We start from the raw sequence: 14,641 nt of genomic DNA on the forward strand, positions 1-14,641 counted from the left end.
CCTGCAGGCCGGCCCGCGCCTTCGCCATCGCCGCGGCCTTGGCGCCGGTCTCGGCGTTCAGCGCTTCGAGGAAGGCGGTCCAGTTCCCGCGCAGCGCCGGCGGCATCTCGGCGTCGAGACGGTCGCGCAGCTGCGCCATCCGGGCGACGGGGCTGTCCGCCGGCCCGGCCCCGTCCGAATCGTAGACGCCGACGCCGCTCACCTGGTCGCCGGCGCGGGTGTAGTAGGTGGTCTTCTGGAGCGCGACGGTGCTGCCCGGTTTGGGGAACAGGTAGCGGATCTCGGCGACCGTGCCGGCCTTGGCCGTCTCCAACATCCGGCGGATGAAGTAGGTGCCGTTGCTGTCGTGCAGGTCGCGCACGTTCTGGCCCTGCAGGATCGGGTTGGGATGCGCGCTCATCACGCCGTCCGGCCCGACGCAGAAGACGTAGGTGTCGGCGGTGCGGAACCCCGCTTCCCCCTTGGTGAAATGCGCGAGCGCCGCCGGCGCGTCGGCCGCGATCGCCGCGACGACGTGCTTCAGCATCCACTTGGCGGAGGCTTCCGAGCCGGCATCGCCGCAGGAGACCGGCGCCTCCCCGTCGCCGCAGGCGCGCCCGGGCTGGGGCGTCGCCGCCAACCCGATCGCGGCGAGGAGGGACGCAGCGAATACGGAGCGAAGCAATGCCATCGGTCGCGCCTCGACGATCAAGCGAAGGCCCGCGCGCGGCGGCAAGGCGTGCGCACGTCCGTTGCAAATGGATCCGTGGCTCGACAAGTCATGGTCGAAGCAGCCGGGATGGACGGCAGCTTCCATCGATTTCGTCGAATCTTCAAGCGCGAAATCGAGCATTCGAAACGCGCGAAAACAGTAGACCGGCGCGCGTCGGCGCCGGTGCATCTCCTGCGGGCCGAAGCGGCGCGACCCGTCCGCGGGTCGCGCCCTCGGCGCCGGGCATCGGCGTGGCCGTGGCGCGGCTCAGGTCCGCCAGGGGTGGGCCGGCAGCTCGGTCTTGCCGATCGTGCTGGCGCCGGCCTCGGCCACCACGTGGTCGTTCTCCACGGTCGAGCCGCTGACGCCGATGGCGCCCGACATCTCGCCGTCCGCGTCGACGATCGGGATGCCGCCGGGGAAGGTGATCAGCCCGTCGTTCGAGTGCTCGATGCCGTAGAGCGGGCCGCCCGGCTGCGACAGCGCGCCGATCTGCCCGGTCATCATGCCGAAGAACACCGAGGTCTTGGCCTTCTTCTGGGCGATGTCGATCGAGCCGACCCAGGCGCCGTCCATGCGGTAGAACGCCTTCAGGTTTCCGCCGGAATCGACGACGGCGATGCACATCTGCGTGCCGAGTTCGGCGGCCTTGGCTTTGGCGGCGGCGATCGCGGTCTCCGCCTGCTCGATGGTGACGTGCATGGTGTCATCTCCCTGATGGCGCCGCCGGACCGGGGCGCGTCGTCCCCGCAGCCTCGGCGGGGATACCGATCGACAACGGCCGAGGTTGCGCCCGGTGCCGAGAACAAGGACGGCCGCCCCGGATGTCCCGGGGCGGCCGCGGATCGATCGCGTCGGTCGGCCTGCCTCTGCCGGCCTACTTGGCCGACATCGCGTTGGCCTTCTCGATCAGCGCCTCGGCCATGCGGATCGAGGCGATGTCGATCAGGCGGCCATCGAGGGAGACGGCGCCGCGCCCGGCCTTGGCGGCCTCTTCCATCGCCACGAGGATGCGGCGCGCCTTGGTGACCTCGGCCTCGGACGGGGTGAACACCTCGTTGGCGAGGTCGATCTGCGAGGGGTGGATCGCCCACTTGCCCTCGTAGCCGGCCGACGCGCAGCGCCGGGCCGCGGAGGTGTAGCCGTCGGGATCGGAGAAGTCGCCGAACGGGCCGTCGATCGGGCGCAGGCCGTAGGCGCGGCAGGCCACCAGCATGCGCTGCTGGGCGAACAGCCACGGATCCTGCCAGTGGGTCTCGCGCTTGCCGCTCTCGTCCTTGTCGGTGAGCACGCTGTAATCGGGGTTCACCCCGCCGATGACCTGGGCGCGGGCGCGGCAGGACGCGGCGTAGTCGGCGACGCCGAAGGACATCGCCTCGAGGCGCTTCGAGGAGGTCGCGATCGCCTCGACGTTGGCCATGCCGAGCGCGGTCTCGATCAGCACCTCGAAGCCGAGCTTCTTCTCGCGCTTCTTGGCCTGCTCGATCTGCGTCACCAGCACGTCGATGGCGTAGACGTCGGCCGGCACGCCGACCTTCGGGATCAGGATCATGTCGAGGCGCGGACAGGCTTCGACGATGTCGACCACGTCGCGGTACATGTAGTGGGTGTCGAGACCGTTGATGCGGATCATCATGGTCTTCGAGCCCCAATCGATATCGTTGAGGGCAGCGATGATGTTGGTGCGGGCCTTCTCCTTGTCGTCCGGCGCGACCGCGTCCTCGAGGTCGAGGAAGATCACGTCGGCGCTCGAGGTGGCCGACTTCTCCATGAAGGTCGGGTTCGAGCCCGGCACCGCGAGTTCGGAGCGGTGGAGCCGCGGGGTGGCCTGCTGGACGAGGGTGAAGCTCATGGGGGGTCTCCTGTTTCCCTGGGAAGTCGAGCGGCTTGCGGTGCCGCCGTCAGAGCGCGGGCTCAGCTAGGCCGCCCGAACCGTCGGTTTCAACATGGGCCTGCGCGTTCTCGGCGACAGGCCTAGGCGATACGTTTGCATCAGCCGGTCGCACCGAAGCCGACGGCGATGCAGTTGATCGAGAGCAGGAGCGCGGATTTCACCGCCTCGCGCTTGTCCTCGTCGGTCTCGGCGCGGAACCGGCGCAGCAGCTCGACCTGCTCGCGGCCGACCTGGTTGATCGTCAGCAGGCGGCCGGTGAGACGGTCGCGGAACAGCGGCGCGCGCTCGGCCAGCTCCCGCCCGCCGGTGATCCGCAGCACCATCTCGCGCGTCAGCGCGTACTCGGCTTCGATCATCCCGAAGATGCGGTCGCGGATCTCCGGGTCGGCGACGAGGCCGGCGTAATCCCGGGCGATGCCGAGATCGACCATGAGCAGCGTCTTCTCGACCTCGTCGAGGATCAGGCGGAACAGCCGGCATTCCTGGAACAGGCGCTTGAGCAGCGCTTCGCCCTGGTCGCCGCGCACGTCGAGGAAGCTGCGGATGCCGGAGCCGACGCCGTACCAGCCGGTGACGACGTGTCGGTTCTGCGACCACGCGAACACCCAGGGAATCGCGCGCAGGTCGCTCAGCGACTTCGCCCCGAAGCGCCGCGCCGGGCGCGAGCCGATGTTGAGCAGCGCGATCTCGTCGAGCGGGCTCGCGGCCTGGAAGTAGTCCACGAGGCCGTCGGCCTGGAGCAGGTTGACGTAGGCCGCGCGCGAGGCGCCGGACAGCGCCTCCAGCGCATCGTCGAACTCGTGCCGGGGCTGGTTCGCGCGCTGCCGCTCGGATTGCAGCGCGTGCTCGAACACGGAGGCCGCCAGCAGCTCCATCTGGTAGGCGGCGGTGCCGCGGTTGGCGTACTTGAACGAGACCACCTCGCCCTGCTCGGTGGTGCGGAAGCGGCCGTTGATCGAGCCGGGCGGTTGCGCGTCGATCCCGCGCTGGGTCGGCACGCCGCCGCGGCTCACCGAGCCGCCGCGCCCGTGGAAGAACGCGATCGGCACGCCGGCTTCCTTGCCGAGCGCCGTCAGCTTCGCCTGCGCCTTGTACAGCTCCCAGTTCGAGGCGACGAAGCCGCCGTCCTTGTTCGAATCCGAGTAGCCGATCATCACCTCCTGCACGCCCCCCTGCCAGCGGGTGGAGCGGCGGACCACCGGGATGCCGACGAGCTCCTTCATGATCGCCGGCGCGGCGCGCAGGTCCTCGATGGTCTCGAACAGCGGCACGATCGGCAGCGGGCAGATCTCGGTGCCGGCGGCGTCGAGGTAGAGGCCGGCCTCCTTGGCCAGCAGGTAGGCGCCGAGGATGTCGGGCACCGAGCGGGTCATCGACAGGACGAAGGCGCCGAACGCCTCGCGGTCGAGGGTGTCGCGCATCTCGCCGACGAGCGCGAAGGTGGCCAGGGTCTCGCGGGCGTCGTCCGGCAGGCCCTCGAACGAGGTTTCGCCGGTCCGCGGCCGCGCCAGCTCGGCGACGAGCCAGGCCTTCCACTCGGGCGACTCAAGGTCCGGCGGCGCCTTGCCGCCGCTCTGGCGGGCGTAGAGCGCGTGCAGCGTCTTCGTGGTGCGGGTGGTGTTCTCGCGCAGGTCGAGGCGGACGGTGGAGAACCGGAAGATCTCGACCATGCGCCGCACCGGCCGCACGAGGTCGGTGGCGAGCGAGGTGCACTTGGCGTCCGCGAGGCCCTGCTCCAGGGTGCGCAGGTCGTTGATCAGCCCGTCGGCGCTCGGGTAGTCCGGCCCGCTCGTGCGGCCGCCCTCGTTGCGCCGGATCGTCGCCTCGATCTTGCGCAGGATGCAGGACAGGTACTGGCGATAGGCCTCGCCGGGGTTGCGGCCGGCGATCGCCTTGGCGTCGCCGCTCTCGGACAGGGCCCGGGCCAGCTCGGCCCGGAAGGTCTCGGGCACCGGCATCGAGCGCTCGGTGAGCGACAGCACCCGGCCGAGATGAAGCACGCCGTCGCGGTAGCGCCTGAGCGAGGCGAGCGCGTTCCACTTCAGCGTCTCGCGGGTGACGCTGGCGGTGACGTAGGGATTGCCGTCGCGGTCGCCGCCGATCCAGGAGCCGAACTGAAAGAAGGCCGGCACCTCGAACTTCTCGTCCGGGTAGTACTGCGCCAGCGATTCCTCGAGCGAGTAGACCACCTCCGGCAGCATCTCGAACAAGGTCTCGTCGAAGAAGTGCAGGCCCCAGGAGACCTCGCGCTCGACGGTGGCCTTCTCGAGGTGCAGCTCGCCGGTCATCCAGACCAGCTCGATCTGGTCGCGCAGCTCGTTCATCAGACCGTTGCGCTCGCGCGTAGTCCAGCGCGGCAACTCGAGCTCGCGCAGCACGAGGTAGATGCGCCGGAACTTCTCCAGCACGGTCACGCGCTTGCCCTCGGTCGGGTGGGCGGTGATCGTCGGGCGGATGCGCAGGTCCTTCAGCAGGGCATGGATCTGCGGCGCGGGGATGCCGCCGGCCGAGGCTTCCGCCAGCACCTTGGCGAAGGACCCGCCGAGGGCCGAGCGGCCCTCCGTGCGCTCGACGTGCCGGCGCCGGCGCATGGCGACGTTCTGCTCGGCGATCGACAGCAGCTGGAACCAGATGCCCTGCACCTGGAGCGCCCGGGCCAGCATCTCGGGCGTGAAGGTCGAGATGTCGGCGGTGCCGTGCAGCACGGCCTCCAGCTCCGGCTCGTGCCGCCGCGCCACGTCGAGCAGCGCGTGGAACAGGATGTCGAGGGCTTCCTTCGACGAAGTGCCGGTGATCACCGGCGGCGCGAAGGCGTTCTCGTCGGCATGGCCGAGGGAGGCGTGAAGGGTCTTTGGCATCGGATCAAGCCACCTGGGGCGGATATCGTTTTGGCGGGGGTGGCACCGCGCGGCCCCCTCTCCCGAGCGGGAGAGGGTTGGGGTGAGGGGCTAGGTCATTCCGGAGAGGTCACGCCCCTCACCCTGTCCCCCTCCCGAACGAGAGAGGCGACCCGCGCTTCAGGTTCGCGCTTCGGGCGCTACGCCGCCCGCCGCATCACCTCGGCGACGGTGTCGCCGAACGAGCCGGGATCGGGCGCCACGGTCAGCCCGTAGGACCGCATGATCTCGGCCTTCTCGGCCGCGCTGTCCCCGGTGGCCGAGATGATCGCGCCGGCGTGCCCCATGCGGCGGCCCTTCGGCGCCGTGAGCCCGGCGACGAAGCCGATCACGGGCTTCGAGAAGTTCGCCTTGATCCAGGCCGCGGCCTCAGCCTCCTGCGGGCCGCCGATCTCGCCGATCATCAGCACGGCCGCGGTCTCCGGGTCCTGCTCGAACAGCGCGAGGTGGTCGAGGAAGGACGAGCCGTTGATCGGGTCGCCGCCGATGCCGACCGAGGTCGAGATGCCGATGCCGTGCGCCTTCATCTGCGAGGCGGCCTCGTAGCCGAGCGTCCCCGAGCGCGAGATCACGCCGACGTTGCCCTTCAGGTAGATGTGCGGCGGCATGATGCCGAGCATCGACTTGCCGGGCGAGATGATGCCGGCGCAGTTGGGGCCGACCACCATGGTGCGGCGGTCCTTGGGGTAGCGCATCAGGTAGCGCTTCACCCGCATCATGTCCTGGGCCGGGATGCCGTCGGTGATCGAGCAGACCAGCTTCAGCCCGGCATCGGCCGCCTCCATGATCGCGTCCGCGGCGAAGGGCGGGGCGACGAAGGTGATCGAGGTGGTGGCGCCCGTCGCCTCGACGGCGTCCTTGACGGTGTTGAACACCGGCAGGCCGAGATGGGTCTTGCCGCCCTTGCCGGGGGTGACGCCGCCGACGACGTTGGCGCCGTAATCCTTCATCTCCTTGGCGTGGAAGGTGCCCTTGTCGCCGGTGATGCCCTGGACGATGATCGGGGTGGTCTCGTCGATGAGAATGCTCATGGCGGTATCCTTCGCTTATCTCACGGACGTCAGTACTTGGTGCCGTTGCAGGCCTCGACGGCCTTGCGCGCGGCCTCCGACAGGGTCTCGGCGGTGATCAGGTCGAGCCCGCTCTCGGCCAGGATGCGCTGCCCGGCCTCGACGTTCGTGCCGGCGAGCCGGACGATCAGCGGCACCTCGATCTTCACCTCGCGCGCCGCCTGGACCACGCCCTCCGCGACCCAGTCGCAGCGGTTGATGCCGGCGAAGATGTTGACGAGGATCGCCTTCACGTTCTTGTCCGACAGGACGAGGCGGAAGGCGGTGGCGACGCGCTCGGGGCTCGCGCCGCCGCCGACGTCGAGGAAGTTCGCCGGCTCGCCGCCCGCGTGCTTGATCATGTCCATGGTCGCCATGGCGAGGCCGGCGCCGTTGACGATGCAGCCGATCTCGCCCTCGAGCCCGATGTAGCTGAGGTTGTGCTCGGCGGCCTGGGCCTCGCGCGGGTCGCCCTGCGACGGGTCGTGCATGTCGGCGATGTTGCGGCGGCGGAACATCGCGTTGTCGTCGAACGACATCTTGGCGTCGAGCGCCAGCACGCGGTCGTCCTTGGTGACGACGAGCGGGTTGATCTCCAGCATGGTGCCGTCGCAGTCGCGGAACGCCCGGTAGGCGTTCATGATCGTCTTCACCGCGGCCGAGACCTGCTTGATGTTGAGGCCGAGCTGGAACGCGATCTCGCGGGCCTGGAACTGCTGCAGGCCGACGGCCGGCTCGACCACCACCTGGATCAGCGCCTCGGGCTCGCTGGCCGCGATCTCCTCGATGTCCATGCCGCCGCGCTGGGAGGCGATCACGCGGACGCGCTCCGCCTTCCGGTCGAGGACGTAGCCGAGATACAGCTCGCGCTCGAACGGGTCGGCGGTCTCGACGTAGACCCGCTGCACCGGCTTGCCCTCGGGCCCGGTCTGCAGGGTGACGAGGCGCTTGCCGAGCAGCTCGCGGGCGGCGTCGCGGACCTCGTTGTAGGTCCGGCACAGCTTGATCCCGCCGGCCTTGCCGCGGGCGCCAGCATGGATCTGGGCCTTCACCGCCCAGAACGAGCCGCCGAGCTCGGTCGCGGCGTAGACGGCCTGGTCGGCGCTGAAGGCGACGGCGCCCTTGGGAACAGCGACGCCGAAGCTCGCGAGCAGCTCCTTGGCCTGATACTCGTGCACGTCCATCGGGCGCCTCCTTCGGTACTGTTCTTGGCTGCGTTTCTACGCCCTCATTTTACTTTGGGGGAGAGCAGTGCCGCATCAAATTTTTTTGCATTCTCGTTGAGTTCGCCTTGATCGGCGAAGGAATGCTTGCGGTCATCTTGTTGCGTCGCACAATCTTCTGGCGACGATCGTTTCCCGACTTCGCAATTCGCCCGTCGGCGGTCCCCGATCGCCGCCGATCGGGGGCCGCCGACGGGCTTCGCGTCAGCTCACCTTGGCCTTGACCACGTCGTAGACCTTCTCGTTGAGCGGGCCGGCATCGCCGAGCAGCGCTTCTAGCTCGGTCAGGCGCGCCTGCGCGAAATCGCGGTCGTCGAGGCCCTTGGCATTGACGTAGACGTTCAGCGCCGCGCTGCGCAGGCCGGCATGGGCCGAGAGCACGGCGACGCCGGCATCCGAGATGACGTTGAGGTTGCCCTTGTCGGCGACGACTTCGGCGAGGTCGATCACCGCGCGGCAGGCGCGGCAGCAGGCGAGCGGCACGTCGGTCGCCACCTTCAGCGCCGCCTGGATCCGCTCGGCGCGGACCGCCTTCTCGTCGTCGGTGGCCTTGGGCAGCCCGTAGGCCCCCATCACCGCGTCGAAGGCGGCGACGTCCTCGGCGATCATGCCGGTGAGCTGCGCCCGCAGCGCCTCGGACTGGACGAGCATGTCCTTCAGCTCAGCCTCGACCTCGACGTACTTCTTCTTGCCGATGGTGAGGTTGCACACCATCGAGACCAGGGCCGCGCCCATGGCGCCGGAAATGGCGGCGGCACCGCCGCCGCCGGGGGTCGGGGCGGCGCTGGCCAGCCCGTCGAGGAAGGTCGCGATCGTATCGTGCTCGGCCATGCGCCCCACTCCCCCGTTCAGGCCATCTTCTTGGCGAGCGCGTAGATCTCCTCGGCATCCAGCACCTGCTCGGTGCTGTCGAAGAGCTGGCCGACGCAGGCGCGATGGAGCTTCAGCTTCAGGCCGCCGATGCCCAGTGCGCCGAACGACTTCTTGCCGTGCCGGTCCTTGCCCTTGTCCATGGCATCGATGCCGCCGAAGCCGAGCGGCGGCTGGGCGTTGTAGTCGGCCACGAACTCGATCGAGGCCTCGTCCTTCCAGGCCGACTCGGGCAGCAGCTCGATGCCGATGGCGCCGGCCGAGAACACCAGGTTCTTGCCCTTGACGATCTCGGCGCGCGAGGCCTCGTCCGGGGTCGCGGCCGCCGTCACGGCGACGCCGAAGCGCTTGTTGACGGCGTCCGCCGCCGCCTGCGCGCGGTCGAGCTGACGGGCGGCGAGGACGACCTCGGCGCCCTCCTGGGCGAGCAGGGCCGCCGAGCGCATGCCGACCGGGCCGGTGCCGGCGAGCACCACGGCCTTCTTGCCCTCGAGCGCGCCGGCGGCCTTCGCGACCAGAGCGACTCCGGCGGCGGCGGTGGTGTTCGAGCCGTTGGAATCGAGCATGGTCGAGACGCGGAACGGGCCGAAGAAGCGCTTCTTCACCGCCTCGAGCACCGCCTCACCGGCCGCCATGTTGCCGCCGCCGACGAAGATCGCCGTCGACTTCTTCTCCGAGCCGCCGCGGGTGTAGATCGTGCCGTCGACGAGCGCGCCGACGTTCTCGGGCGTCACGCCGCCGTAGCCGGTGATGTGGTCGGCGCCGCCGTCGTAGCCGACGACGGTGTCGAACACGGACGGCATCGCATCGGTGTCGAACAGGAACAGAAGCTTCTTCATGGTGCGTCCTCTCGCCCGCGTCTCGGCGCGGATGGCGTTCGTGTTGGAAATTGGGTTCGGGCTCGTCGGTCGCTCAGCCTTCCCTCCCCCCCTGCGGGGGAGGGTGGCCCGCGAAGCGGGTCGGGAGAGGGGCCGCGCGACGTCCGGAAACGTGGCTCCCCTCTCCCGACCCTCGCTGACGCGAGGCCCACCCTCCCCCGCAGCGGGGGGAGGGAGAGTTCGACCTAGACCACGTTCTGCGGCTTGCCGGCGACGAAGGCCTGGACGTTGTCGACGAGCTGGTCGGCCAGGATCTGCATCGCCTCCTTGCTGGCCCAGGCCACGTGCGGCGTGACGATCAGGTTCGGCAGGTCGAGGTCGCACAGGATGTTGCCGTTCTTGGGCGGCTCCTGCACCACCACGTCGAAGCCGGCGCCGCCGATCGTGCCGGCCTTCAGCGCCTCGGCCAGGGCCTCCTCGTCCACCAGCCCGCCGCGGGCGGTGTTGATGAGGATCGCGTGCTTCTTCATCTTCGCCAGCTGCTCGGCGCCGATCATGTTCCGGGTCTCAGGCGTCAGCGGCGCGTGCAGCGTGATGACGTCGGACTGGGTCAGGATCGTCTCGAGGTCGACGAGGCCCTCCTGCGGGAAGACGTCGTAGGCGATGACCTTCATGCCGAGCGCTTCCGCCCGCTTGCCGATCGACTTGCCGAGCGCGCCGTAGCCGACGATGCCGAGCGTCGAGCCGGCGATGTCGTGGATCGGGTAGTCGAAGTAGCAGAACTGGGTCGACTTGTTCCAATCGCCCCGGCGCACCGAGTTGGCGTAGGGCACGATCGCGCGCCGCAGGGCGAAGATCAGCGCGATGACGTGCTCGGGCACGGTGTTGAAGGCGTAGTTGCGGATGTTGACGACGGTGATGCCTTGCGCCTTCGCCTGCTCCTTGTCGACCACGTCGGTGCCGGTGGCGGCGACGGCGATGAGCTTGAGGTCGGGCAGCTGCTTCAACGTGTCGGCGCGCATCGGCACCTTGTTGATCAGCGCGATCTCGGCGCCCTGGAGCCGGGAGACGATTTCCTCCGGTGTCCAGGTCGAATCGTATTCCTTGTAGTCGTGCGGGAAGTTGAACGGCCGGACCGTGGCGTCGAGGGACTCGCGGTCGAGGAATACGATCTTCTTCGTCATGGAACGCCTTTCATGCGACGGCCGGATCGGGCCCTGCCCGCGACGCGCCGGTCGCGGCGATCCCGATCCGGTTCGAGATGATCCCCTCTCGTCCGGGATGGCGCGGGGGCGTCGCCGCCCCCGCGCGATGGTGTCGGCCTAACGTCAGCCCTGGGTGAGCGGATGCTCGCGCAGGTAGCTCGACGCGGCGGCGACGCCCGAGCCCGGGGTGACGTGCACGCCGCAATCGATCATCGCCATCTCGGCGCCGGCGATCGCGCCCAGCAGCGACAGCTCGTTGAGATCACCGAGGTGGCCGATGCGGAACACCTTGCCGGCGACCTGGCTGAGGCCGGCGCCGAGCGAGAGGTTGTAGCGGTCGTAGGCGTGCTTGATGATCTTGGCCGCATCGACGCCCTCGGGCGCCAGGATCGCCGTCACCGTGTCGGAGTTCCACTTGGGCTCCTTGGCGCAGGTCTTCAGGCCCCACGCTGCCACGGCCTGACGGGTCGCCTCGGCGAGCACGTGATGGCGGTGGTAGACGTTCTGCAGCCCCTCTTCCTTGATGCACTCGAGGGCCTCGCGCAGGCCGTAGAGCAGCGGCAGCGGCGGGGTGTAGGGGAAGTAGCCGGTCGGGTTCTGCTTCAGCTGGTCGGACCAGGCGAAGTAGACGTGTCCGAGGCGGTCGTTGCCGCCGGCGGTGCCTTCGGAGGCCTTGATCGCCTTGGCGCTGGCGCAGAGCACGCCGAGGCCGGCGGGGAGCATGAAGCCCTTCTGCGAGCCGGCGATGGCGCAATCGACCTTCCACGCGTCCATCTCGAACGGCAGCGAGCCGATCGACGAGATGCCGTCGACGAACAGCAGCGCCGGGTGGCCGGCGGCGTCGATCGCCTTGCGGACCGCGCCGATGTCGCTGGTGACGCCGGTCGCCGTCTCGTTGTGGACGACCATCACGGCCTTGATCTTGTGCTCGGTGTCGGCGCGCAGCGCCTGGCCGATCTTCTCCGGGTCGGCGCCGGTGCCCCAGGCCTCATCCTGCACGATGACGTCGAGGCCGAGGCGCTGGGCCATGTCGACCCAGAGGTGGCTGAACTGGCCGTAGCGGGCGGTCAGGACCTTGTCGCCGCGGCAGAGCGTGTTCGCCAGGGCCGATTCCCAGATGCCGGTGCCGGAGGACGGATAGAAGATGATCGTGCCCGCCTCGGAGCCGAACACCATCTTGGCGTCCTGGAACAGCGGCTTCACCAGCGCCGGGAAGTCGGGCGAGCGGTGGTCCTCCGAGGGGACGTGCATCGCGCGCAGCACGCGGTCCGGGATGTTGGTCGGGCCGGGAATGAAGAGGTGATTGCGTCCGGGGCGCCGCGTTGCAGCCATGGGGTGTGTCCTCCGATTACCAAGAAACGTTGGCCGGCAAGCCGGCTTCAGGAACGATGCGCCGGCTTGCGACGCATGGGCGTGTGGTGATCCGTGGGCGGTCTGGTGAGGGGGACGCCGAACCGGCGCGGCCGGAAGCGCGCGGGAGGGCTGTCCCGCGCGGAACTTCCGCGTCGTCGGTCGGTCGCTTCACCGGGCGATGCGGAGCGGCGGAACGGTCTGGCACCGCTCGCGGTCGCGGCATGGATCCATGCCGGTCGCCTCCGAAAAGCCTCGTCTTCCATGCGTCGGCCGTGGCCGTCGCGCAAGCCGCGGAATGCGGATCCTGCACGCCGGCGCTGCGCCGACCCTCGATACCTTCCTCCCCGTCGTCCCGCCCCGGCTCACGATCCAAGTGGTTCACGATCCAAGTCGACCATCCAGGTCGGCGATCCATTGGCCGTCGCCGGCGCCGGCCTTACGGCAGGCGATCGCTTTGAATCCATTATGAACGCCGAAGCTCCACAAGCAAAACTGGAAAAACTTCCCGGACGACGAAAAAAAATTGTCGTGCACTGCAGCAAACCGGCGAAGGATCTTCGCATTGCTTGCTGCATCGCAGCATCGGATGCGCGCCACCGTCATCAAACTGAGACGCGTTTCCGGTTTGGCTCGGCCGAAGACCGCCGGGAGATGCTCGTGGCCGACGACACGGAAGGGACGACCCGCGTCCGCACCCTGTTCCTCTCAGACCTGCACCTCGGCACCCGCGGCTGCCAGGCCGGGCTGCTCCTGGACTTCCTGAAGGACTACGACGCCGACACGCTCTACCTCGTCGGTGACATCGTCGACGGCTGGCAGCTCCGATCGGGCTGGTACTGGCCGCAGGGGCACAACGACGTGGTGCAGAAGCTCCTGCGCAAGGTGCGCAAGGGCTCGAGCCTGGTCTACGTGCCGGGCAACCACGACGAGTTCCTGCGCGACTACATCGGCACCACCTTCGGCGGGATCGAGATCGCCGAGAGCCGCATCCACGAGGCGGCGGACGGGCGGCGCTACCTGGTGATCCACGGCGACCAGTTCGACATGGTGGTGCGCCACGCCCGCTGGCTCGCCCATCTCGGCGACGGCGCCTACACCTTCGCGCTGTTCGTCAACACCGGCCTGAACAAGCTGCGCCGCCGGCTCGGCCTGTCCTACTGGTCGCTCTCGGCCTGGGCGAAGCTGAAGGTGAAGAACGCGGTCAACTTCATCGGCGCGTTCGAGACCTTTCTCGCCGACGAGGCCCGGCGCCAGGGTGCCGACGGGGTGATCTGCGGCCACATCCATCACGCCGCCGACCGGCGGATCGACGGCCTGCGCTACCTCAACACCGGCGACTGGGTCGAATCCTGCACCGCGCTGGTCGAGCATTACGACGGCCGCATGGAGGTGCTGCATTATCCGAGCGTGCTTCGCGCCCGCGCGGCGGAGGCGTCGGAGGCCGAGCGCGCCGGTGCGCTTCCGGCGCAGGACCGCCGGGCGGTCGCGTGAGGTTGCTGGTCGCGACCGATGCCTGGGCGCCGCAGGTCAACGGCGTGGTGCGCTCGCTCGAGCGCATGGCCGAGGCCGCCCCCGCCCACGGCTTCGAGCCGTTCTTCGTGACCCCGCGCGACTTCCGCTCGCTGCCGATGCCGGGCTATCCCGAGATCCGGCTGGCGCTGGCGGGCGCGCGCGGCATCGCCGCCGCCTGGGCGCGGATCGAGCCGACCCACGTCCACATCGCCACCGAGGGCACGATCGGCCACGCGGTGCGGCGGCTCTGCCGCGCGAAGGGCCGCCCCTTCACCACGAGCTACCACACGCGGTTTCCCGAATATCTCGCCGCCCGGGCGCCGATCCCCGAGGCGTGGAGCTACGCCTGGCTGCGGCGCTTTCACCGGGCGGCCAGCGGCACCATGGTCAGCACCGCCTCGCTCGAGCGCGAGCTCGCCGGCCGCGGCTTCCGCAACCTGATGCGCTGGACGCGGGGCGTCGACACCGACCTGTTCCGCCCGGCCGATCCTTCCGCCGAGGTTCCCCCTGCGCTCGCGGGGCTGCCGCGCCCGATCTTTCTCTTCGTCGGCCGCGTCGCGGTCGAGAAGAACGTCGCCGCCTTCCTCAGTCTCGACCTGCCGGGCAGCAAGGTGGTGATCGGCGACGGGCCCGACCGCGCCCGGCTCGCGGCCGCCCACCCGCAGGCCCGCTTCCTCGGCACCCGCACCGGCGCAGAGCTGTCCGCGCTCTACGCGGCGAGCGACGTGTTCGTGTTCCCGAGCCTCACCGACACCTTCGGCATCGTGCTGCTCGAGGCGATGGCCTGCGGCCTGCCCGTGGCGGCCTACCCGGTCACCGGCCCCCTCGACGTGGTCGCCGGGACCGGGGCCGGGGTGCTCGACGCCGACCTGCGCGCGGCATGCCTCGCCGCCCTCGTCGTTCCGCGCGGGCAATGCCGCGCGGAGGCCCTCCGCCGGACCTGGGCCGAGAGCGCCCGCCAGTTCTTCGGCAACATCGAGAGCGCCCACGCCCAGGCGGCCGATCTGCGCGTGCCGGCCGGCGCCGAGGCGGCCCTGCTTGGCTGATGAGGTGACGGGTTGAGAGGGTGACGGGCCGGCCAAGGAATGCGATGGGTCGCCGCCCCTTCGGACCCGACCCGCCCCGTGCC

General features: G+C 69.7%; 13 protein-coding genes. 2 read left to right on the plus strand and 11 right to left on the minus strand.

Going from position 1 to position 14,641, the window contains the following annotated elements; genetic code table 11:
• The 11 genes from FV230_RS14525 to FV230_RS14580 all read right to left on the minus strand — a co-directional run.
• Window positions 1-670, minus strand: a 670-nt coding sequence (locus FV230_RS14525; protein WP_147842900.1) for a cache domain-containing protein, incomplete at its 3' end; no start/stop codon positions are given.
• Window positions 671-958: 288 nt separating this feature from the next.
• Complete coding sequence (locus tag FV230_RS14530) at window positions 959-1,393, minus strand: heme-binding protein (protein WP_147726365.1); 435 nt, start codon at window positions 1,391-1,393, stop codon at window positions 959-961.
• Window positions 1,394-1,568: 175 nt separating this feature from the next.
• Window positions 1,569-2,543 carry a CoA ester lyase gene (locus FV230_RS14535; protein ID WP_147842901.1) on the minus strand — a complete coding sequence of 325 codons (975 nt, stop codon included), beginning with the start codon at window positions 2,541-2,543 and terminating at the stop codon, window positions 1,569-1,571.
• Window positions 2,544-2,683: 140 nt separating this feature from the next.
• The gene (locus tag FV230_RS14540) at window positions 2,684-5,443 is read right to left on the minus strand and encodes a phosphoenolpyruvate carboxylase (protein WP_147842902.1); all 2,760 of its coding nucleotides are present in this window, start codon (window positions 5,441-5,443) and stop codon (window positions 2,684-2,686) included.
• Between the two features lie 179 nt (window positions 5,444-5,622).
• The gene (gene sucD / locus FV230_RS14545; RefSeq protein ID WP_147726362.1) at window positions 5,623-6,513 is read right to left on the minus strand and encodes a succinate--CoA ligase subunit alpha; all 891 of its coding nucleotides are present in this window, start codon (window positions 6,511-6,513) and stop codon (window positions 5,623-5,625) included.
• A 29-nt stretch (window positions 6,514-6,542) separates the two neighbouring features.
• Window positions 6,543-7,715, minus strand: coding sequence for a malate--CoA ligase subunit beta (locus tag FV230_RS14550; RefSeq protein ID WP_147842903.1), 1,173 nt, complete (start codon window positions 7,713-7,715; stop codon window positions 6,543-6,545).
• Between the two features lie 243 nt (window positions 7,716-7,958).
• Window positions 7,959-8,585: a methenyltetrahydrofolate cyclohydrolase gene (gene fchA, locus FV230_RS14555; protein WP_147842904.1), complete on the minus strand. Its 627-nt coding sequence runs from the start codon at window positions 8,583-8,585 to the stop codon at window positions 7,959-7,961.
• Between the two features lie 17 nt (window positions 8,586-8,602).
• A complete protein-coding gene (locus FV230_RS14560; RefSeq protein WP_147842905.1) occupies window positions 8,603-9,463 on the minus strand; it encodes an NADP-dependent methylenetetrahydromethanopterin/methylenetetrahydrofolate dehydrogenase in 861 nt (286 codons plus the stop codon).
• A 224-nt stretch (window positions 9,464-9,687) separates the two neighbouring features.
• Window positions 9,688-10,626: a D-2-hydroxyacid dehydrogenase gene (locus tag FV230_RS14570; protein ID WP_147842907.1), complete on the minus strand. Its 939-nt coding sequence runs from the start codon at window positions 10,624-10,626 to the stop codon at window positions 9,688-9,690.
• Between the two features lie 144 nt (window positions 10,627-10,770).
• A complete protein-coding gene (locus FV230_RS14575) occupies window positions 10,771-11,979 on the minus strand; it encodes an aminotransferase class V-fold PLP-dependent enzyme (RefSeq protein ID WP_147842908.1) in 1,209 nt (402 codons plus the stop codon).
• Between the two features lie 399 nt (window positions 11,980-12,378).
• The gene (locus FV230_RS14580; protein ID WP_147726355.1) at window positions 12,379-12,603 is read right to left on the minus strand and encodes a hypothetical protein; all 225 of its coding nucleotides are present in this window, start codon (window positions 12,601-12,603) and stop codon (window positions 12,379-12,381) included.
• Between the two features lie 54 nt (window positions 12,604-12,657).
• On the opposite strand from FV230_RS14580, the gene FV230_RS14585 reads away from it, so the two are divergent.
• Entirely contained in the window at window positions 12,658-13,491 is an 834-nt protein-coding gene (locus FV230_RS14585; RefSeq protein WP_147726354.1) for a UDP-2,3-diacylglucosamine diphosphatase, read from the plus strand.
• On the plus strand, window positions 13,488-14,558 hold the full coding sequence (locus tag FV230_RS14590; RefSeq protein WP_147842909.1) for a glycosyltransferase family 1 protein: 1,071 nt from the start codon (window positions 13,488-13,490) through the stop codon (window positions 14,556-14,558). Before FV230_RS14585 ends, FV230_RS14590 begins: the two co-directional genes overlap by 4 nt.
• Window positions 14,559-14,641: the final 83 nt, after the last annotated feature.

This window comes from Methylobacterium sp. WL6 (genome assembly GCF_008040095.1).
Taxonomy (GTDB): Bacteria; Pseudomonadota; Alphaproteobacteria; order Rhizobiales; family Beijerinckiaceae; genus Methylobacterium.

Excerpts from the sequence above, each read along its gene's own strand:
- FV230_RS14530 (WP_147726365.1), bottom strand. The coding sequence starts at position 1,393 with ATGCACGTCACCATCGAGCAGGCGGAGACCGCGATCGCCGCCGCCAAA.
- FV230_RS14535 (WP_147842901.1), bottom strand. The coding sequence starts at position 2,543 with ATGAGCTTCACCCTCGTCCAGCAGGCCACCCCGCGGCTCCACCGCTCC.
- FV230_RS14540 (WP_147842902.1), bottom strand. The coding sequence starts at position 5,443 with ATGCCAAAGACCCTTCACGCCTCCCTCGGCCATGCCGACGAGAACGCC.
- sucD (WP_147726362.1), bottom strand. The coding sequence starts at position 6,513 with ATGAGCATTCTCATCGACGAGACCACCCCGATCATCGTCCAGGGCATC.
- FV230_RS14550 (WP_147842903.1), bottom strand. The coding sequence starts at position 7,715 with ATGGACGTGCACGAGTATCAGGCCAAGGAGCTGCTCGCGAGCTTCGGC.
- fchA (WP_147842904.1), bottom strand. The coding sequence starts at position 8,585 with ATGGCCGAGCACGATACGATCGCGACCTTCCTCGACGGGCTGGCCAGC.
- FV230_RS14560 (WP_147842905.1), bottom strand. The coding sequence starts at position 9,463 with ATGAAGAAGCTTCTGTTCCTGTTCGACACCGATGCGATGCCGTCCGTG.
- FV230_RS14570 (WP_147842907.1), bottom strand. The coding sequence starts at position 10,626 with ATGACGAAGAAGATCGTATTCCTCGACCGCGAGTCCCTCGACGCCACG.
- FV230_RS14575 (WP_147842908.1), bottom strand. The coding sequence starts at position 11,979 with ATGGCTGCAACGCGGCGCCCCGGACGCAATCACCTCTTCATTCCCGGC.
- FV230_RS14580 (WP_147726355.1), bottom strand. The coding sequence starts at position 12,603 with ATGACGGTGGCGCGCATCCGATGCTGCGATGCAGCAAGCAATGCGAAG.